This window comes from Janthinobacterium sp. AD80, assembly GCF_002878455.1.
Lineage (GTDB): Bacteria > Pseudomonadota > Gammaproteobacteria > Burkholderiales > Burkholderiaceae_D > Janthinobacterium.
On record NZ_NRDQ01000377.1, the window covers coordinates 1 to 722 of the forward strand.

A 722-nucleotide genomic window follows, 5' to 3' on the forward strand; every position below is an offset into this window, starting at 1 on the left:
CCGCTTGCGCCTGCAGGCGCGCCTGCACGGCGGGCGCGCCGAACGGGCGCAGCACGAGCAGCATCAGGCCCACGGTGGCGCAGAACGTCAGCGCCAGTAACAGCAGGTGCAGCCATGTCATGGTATTTCCTTCCAAAAAAGTTGGCTTTACAGGCGGATGCGCGTGACCTTGCGGATCACCAGGATGCCCAGGCCCATCATGACGAGGGCCATCGTCAGCATCTTGCGTCCGCCCGGGTCCGTGTACAGCAGGCGCAGGAAGTCGGGGCTGCTCAGCTGCATCATCAGTGCCACGGCGAACGGCATCAGCGACAGGATCCATGCCGACATGCGGCCCTCGGCCGACAGGGTGCGGATCTCGCCGAGCAAGGTCAGCCTGTCGCGGATGATGGCGCTGATGCGGCCCAGCAATTCGGCCAGGTTGCCGCCCGTCTCGCGCTGGATCAGCACGGCCACGACGAAATAGCGCAAGTCGGTGCTGGGCACGCGGCTGGCCAGGTTGCCCAGCGCATCGCCCATGGCCACGCCAAAGTTGACTTCATCGAAGACGATGCGCATCTCGCTGCCCAGCGGCGCGCGCAGCTCGTCGCCGACCATTTTCAGGGCCGTGGGAAACGCATGGCCGGCGCGCATCGAGCGGCCCATCAGGTCCAGCGCTTCCGGCAACTGCTGTTCGATGCGCGCCAGGCGGCGCTGGCGCGCGCGCAGCAGCCGCCAGCAGG

General features: G+C 67.2%; 1 protein-coding gene. It reads right to left on the bottom strand.

Going from position 1 to position 722, the window contains the following annotated elements; genetic code table 11:
- Nucleotides 1-147 precede the first annotated feature (147 nt).
- On the bottom strand, nt 148-722 hold a 575-nt coding region (locus tag JaAD80_RS29830; protein ID WP_146012643.1), incomplete at its 5' end, for a type II secretion system F family protein.